This window comes from Pseudomonas sp. PICF6 (assembly GCF_009831705.1).
GTDB lineage: Bacteria > Pseudomonadota > Gammaproteobacteria > Pseudomonadales > Pseudomonadaceae > Aquipseudomonas > Aquipseudomonas rhizophila.
This window is the reverse complement of the sequence record NZ_WUUD01000019.1, coordinates 90-3,844: the sequence shown is the minus strand read 5'-3', so window position 1 is coordinate 3,844 and position 3,755 is coordinate 90. Positions and strand designations below refer to the sequence as shown.

At 62.1% G+C, this 3,755-nt stretch carries 6 protein-coding genes; 3 read left to right on the top strand and 3 right to left on the bottom strand.

Features of this window, described 5'->3' with window-relative positions; all coding sequences use genetic code 11:
- Positions 1 to 17: 17 nt before the first annotated feature.
- Positions 18 to 641 carry a DJ-1/PfpI family protein gene (locus tag GSM73_RS12835; protein ID WP_047227616.1) on the bottom strand — a complete coding sequence of 208 codons (624 nt, stop codon included), beginning with the start codon at positions 639 to 641 and terminating at the stop codon, positions 18 to 20.
- A 162-nt stretch (positions 642 to 803) separates the two neighbouring features.
- Between GSM73_RS12835 and GSM73_RS12830 the strand changes: the two genes are divergently transcribed.
- Positions 804 to 1,112: an RcnB family protein gene (locus GSM73_RS12830; protein ID WP_107322740.1), complete on the top strand. Its 309-nt coding sequence runs from the start codon at positions 804 to 806 to the stop codon at positions 1,110 to 1,112.
- On the opposite strand, the gene GSM73_RS12825 is transcribed toward GSM73_RS12830, so the two are convergent.
- A complete protein-coding gene (locus tag GSM73_RS12825) occupies positions 1,109 to 1,441 on the bottom strand; it encodes a protealysin inhibitor emfourin (protein ID WP_139050564.1) in 333 nt (110 codons plus the stop codon). The genes GSM73_RS12830 and GSM73_RS12825 overlap by 4 nt on opposite strands.
- Positions 1,441 to 2,502: a M4 family metallopeptidase gene (locus GSM73_RS12820; protein ID WP_047227613.1), complete on the bottom strand. Its 1,062-nt coding sequence runs from the start codon at positions 2,500 to 2,502 to the stop codon at positions 1,441 to 1,443. The genes GSM73_RS12825 and GSM73_RS12820 overlap by 1 nt, the downstream gene beginning before the upstream one ends.
- Before the next feature lie 146 nt (positions 2,503 to 2,648).
- Between GSM73_RS12820 and GSM73_RS12815 the strand changes: the two genes are divergently transcribed.
- Both GSM73_RS12815 and GSM73_RS12810 read left to right on the top strand, forming a co-directional pair.
- Complete coding sequence (locus GSM73_RS12815) at positions 2,649 to 2,990, top strand: FKBP-type peptidyl-prolyl cis-trans isomerase (protein WP_160892825.1); 342 nt, start codon at positions 2,649 to 2,651, stop codon at positions 2,988 to 2,990.
- A 55-nt stretch (positions 2,991 to 3,045) separates the two neighbouring features.
- Positions 3,046 to 3,755, top strand: a 710-nt coding sequence (locus GSM73_RS12810) for a helix-turn-helix transcriptional regulator (protein ID WP_160892823.1), incomplete at its 3' end; no start/stop codon positions are given.

Genomic DNA, 3,755 nt, shown 5'->3' with positions numbered 1-3,755 from the left:
GCCACAGGGGCATCGCCTCAGACTTGCGCCACTTCACTCACATACTGGCGGATATGCCCCAACCCTCGTTCCACATAGGCCTCTTTCTCGCCCACCGGGGCAAAGTAATGCAGCACTTCCCGCGCGGTCTCCAGGCCCTTGAGCCGCGCCAGCACCCAGGCCGACAGGTACTGGGCGGAGAAACAGCCACCGGCGGTGGCGATATTGCCATTGGCGTGAAACGCCTGGTTGACCACGTTGACACCCGCCGCCACGACCCATGGTTTACTGGTGGTGTCGGTGCAGGCCGGTGCCTGGCCGAGCAGCCCCAGGCGTGCCAGCAGGAATGTGCCGGAGCATTGGGAACCGAGCAACTGGCGCGTCGGGTCCAGGCGCAGCCGGCTCATGATGGCCGGGTTGTCGGCCACTTCCCGGGTCTTCATGCCGCTGCCAAACAACACGGCGTCGGCCTTGCAGGCCTGCTCCAGGTCGATCTGGGCGTCGATGGTCAAACCATTCATGGACGTGACGCGCGGGGTAGGTGAAGCGATGCTCACGCGCCACTCCTTATCGCCGATCAGGGAAATACGGCTGAGCATGCCGTAGGCAATCAGTGAGTCCAGTTCGTTGAAGCCGTCGAAGGTCAGAATGGCGATGTGCATGGCGAGCCCCGGTTTTTATAAATGGCTTTTTTGCCAGCCTACGCCGGTTGTCGGCATCACCGCCCCGTACAGTCGGCGACGGATTCGTCGCTACAGTAAAAGGAATGATTCGCCGCCGTTGAAGTCGGAGATTTCAGTATTCTTGAAATCACTGGAGTTTTTATGCGCAAGCCTACCCTGATCGCCAGCCTGGTCCTGATCGCCGGTCTCGGAGCCCTTGGCCCTGTGGCGCAAGCGGTCGAGGCCACCGGAGATGCGGTGGAACATTCACCCAACAATGGGCGCCGGTTGGTGGAGGCCGACCGGACGCCGTCTGAATATCAGCGCTCGGACAAGGCCATTAAAAACTGGAAGGAGAAGGGGCTCGAAGCACCCGAGGAAGGCGCGCAATGGGTGCAGATCCATGACAAATACGTGATGGTGGTGATTGCCTCCGGCCGCATTCTGAAAATCACCCCCGCCACACGCTAGTCCTTTGAGCTCACTTCGCCTTTGTCCCACAGGCGAACCAGCTCGCCGGGTGCCTGGTCTTCAGGCACCTGCAGCACCATTTCGTCGTCCTGGTCGTTAGCGCGATAGCGCACCTCGATCCGGAAAAAACGCTGGTCGCCACGCCCCGGTGCCGCCGAGTCCAGCGGCAGACACCCTTCCAGTACCGAACAGATACGCGTGCGCTGGTCGAGATCGCACTGGGAGAAATCGATTTCCCGAGGGCGAGTCAAGCCGGGCATCGCCGCCACGCCGCCCTGGCGGGACAGCCGCACCACGGCGTGATCATCGAGGTTTGGAAGGGGTTTCATCAGTGCTCCTCGGTTAAATCGACGCCAACCTGAGCCCAGCCGTTCTGCACCGCTTGCACTTCCCGGATGCCGAAGCGCTGGCGGGCGTGCTCGACGGTCAAGCGGGCGAAGTCGCTGAAGGAGGCGTCGTTGGCCAGTCTTCTGTCGCACAAGGTTTCATACCAGATCCGGCCGGCCTTTTCCCAGGCAAATCCGCCCAGCGTGGTGGCCGCCAGATAGAAGGCGCGGTTGGGAATGCCGGAATTGATGTGCACGCCGCCGTTGTCCTCGCGGGTGATGACGAATTCACGCATGTGCGCCGGTTGCGGGTCCTTGCCCAGCAGCGGGTCATCGTAGGCCGTGCCGGGGTTGGACATGCTGCGCAGGCCGTCACCGTTGATCTTGTCAGTGAGCAGGTCGGCGCCGATCAGCCAGTCGGCCTGGTCGGCGGTCTGTTCGAGGACGAACTGCTTGACCAGCACCCCGAATACATCGGACATGGACTCGTTCAACGCCCCAGACTGGTTGGCGTAGATCAATCCGGCTTCGCTTTCGGTCACGCCATGGGCCAACTCGTGGGCCACCACGTCGAGGGAGCGGGTGAAACGCTGGAAGATTTCCCCGTCGCCGTCGCCGAACACCATCTGCGCGCCGTTCCAGAAGGCGTTTTCGTAGTCCTGGCCGTAATGCACGCTACCCACCAAGGCGAAACCTTTGTTGTCGATGGAGTCGCGCCCCAGCACTTTCCAGAAAAAATCGTAGGTGGCGCCGAGGGCATCGTAGGCCTCGTCCACGGCCGGGTCGCCAGTGGCGGCCTGGCCTTCGAGGCGTACCGGCTGGCCGGGCAGTTCCATGGTGTTTTGTGCGTCATGCACGCTGCGCTGGGGTTGGCCGGGCTTGCCGGGCCTGGGCAGCGCTGCGGCGGCGGGCGGGGTGTGCGGCGGACCGGGGTTGTGCCGCAGATTGCGTACGTGGGTCAGGGTGCCGAGGGCGCTGGAGCGTTGATGTTCGGAACCGTGGGCGATGATTCGGTTGAGGATATAGGGAGGAATGAAGCCGTGGAGCGGGCGAAAGTCGATCATCAGAACATCCTTATCTGAAATACAGGGTCGATACCCATGTGAACCGAAGCGACCGCTGCGGTTCCCTTGTGCACCCAGCACACAAAAGTTTGCCAGACACGCGGATTTCTGCGAAAACCCGCGCCTGAACCACACGGGAGTAGCCCATGAGCGAAGAACTGCACATCATCGACCTGGAGCAGGGCGACGGCAAAAGCGTAGTCAAAGGCGCGCTGATCACCACCCAATACCGTGGCACGCTGGAAGACGGCACCGAATTCGATTCGTCCTACAGTCGAGGCAAACCTTTTCAATGCGTGATTGGCACCGGTCGAGTGATCAAGGGCTGGGACGTCGGCCTGATGGGCATGAAGGTCGGCGGCAAACGCAAGCTGTGGGTGCCGGCGAATCTGGCCTATGGTGAACGGTCCATGGGCGCTCACATCAAGCCGGGCGCCAATCTGATTTTCGAAATCGAGCTGCTGGAAGTGCTGACCCGCGACGATTGAAAGTGTTGCTACTATCTGAAGTCCTGCCATGGCTCGATTCGTCGGGGGGCGAAATATGAATGCAGAGCAACATGACCTTGGGGTGTCCCAGGTCGCCGCGGCCATTGCCGAACCGGCCCGCACCCGAATGCTGTGCGCGTTGATGGACGGCCATGCCCGAACCAGCACGGAGTTGGCGAGCATCGCCGATGTCAGTGCCTCTACCGCTAGCAGCCATTTGGCGAAGCTCAAGGAACTGGCCTTGGTGCGTTTGTACGTCCAGGGCCGACATCGCTATTACAGCCTGGCGGATAAGCGGGTTGCCCAGGCGCTGGAAGCGTTGATGGTGATCGGCCAGAACGCCGCCCCGACCTTCACCGCGCGCGCCCCGGATCGCCTGCAATTCGCCCGCACCTGCTACGACCACATGGCCGGCACGCTGGCGGTGCGCATGCATGATCGGATGCTTGAAGCTGGATGGCTGGTGGATGTGGAAGGCAAAGGGTATCGCCTGAGTGACTCCGGCGAGGCGCTGTTCCAAGGGCTGGGCATTGATGTCCAGGCGCTTGCCGGTCAGCGACGCCGATTTGCCTGTCCATGCCTGGACTGGAGCATGCGCCGTCCGCACCTGGGGGGCGCCTTGGGCGCGGCGTTGCTGCAAGTGGCGATCAAGCGCAAATGGGTGATTCAGGACCTGGATAGCCGGGCGCTGGGGTTGACGACCAGTGGGCGCAAGGAAATGGCGGCGCGATTGGGTGTCGATGTCGAGATGGATGTCGGCCCTGC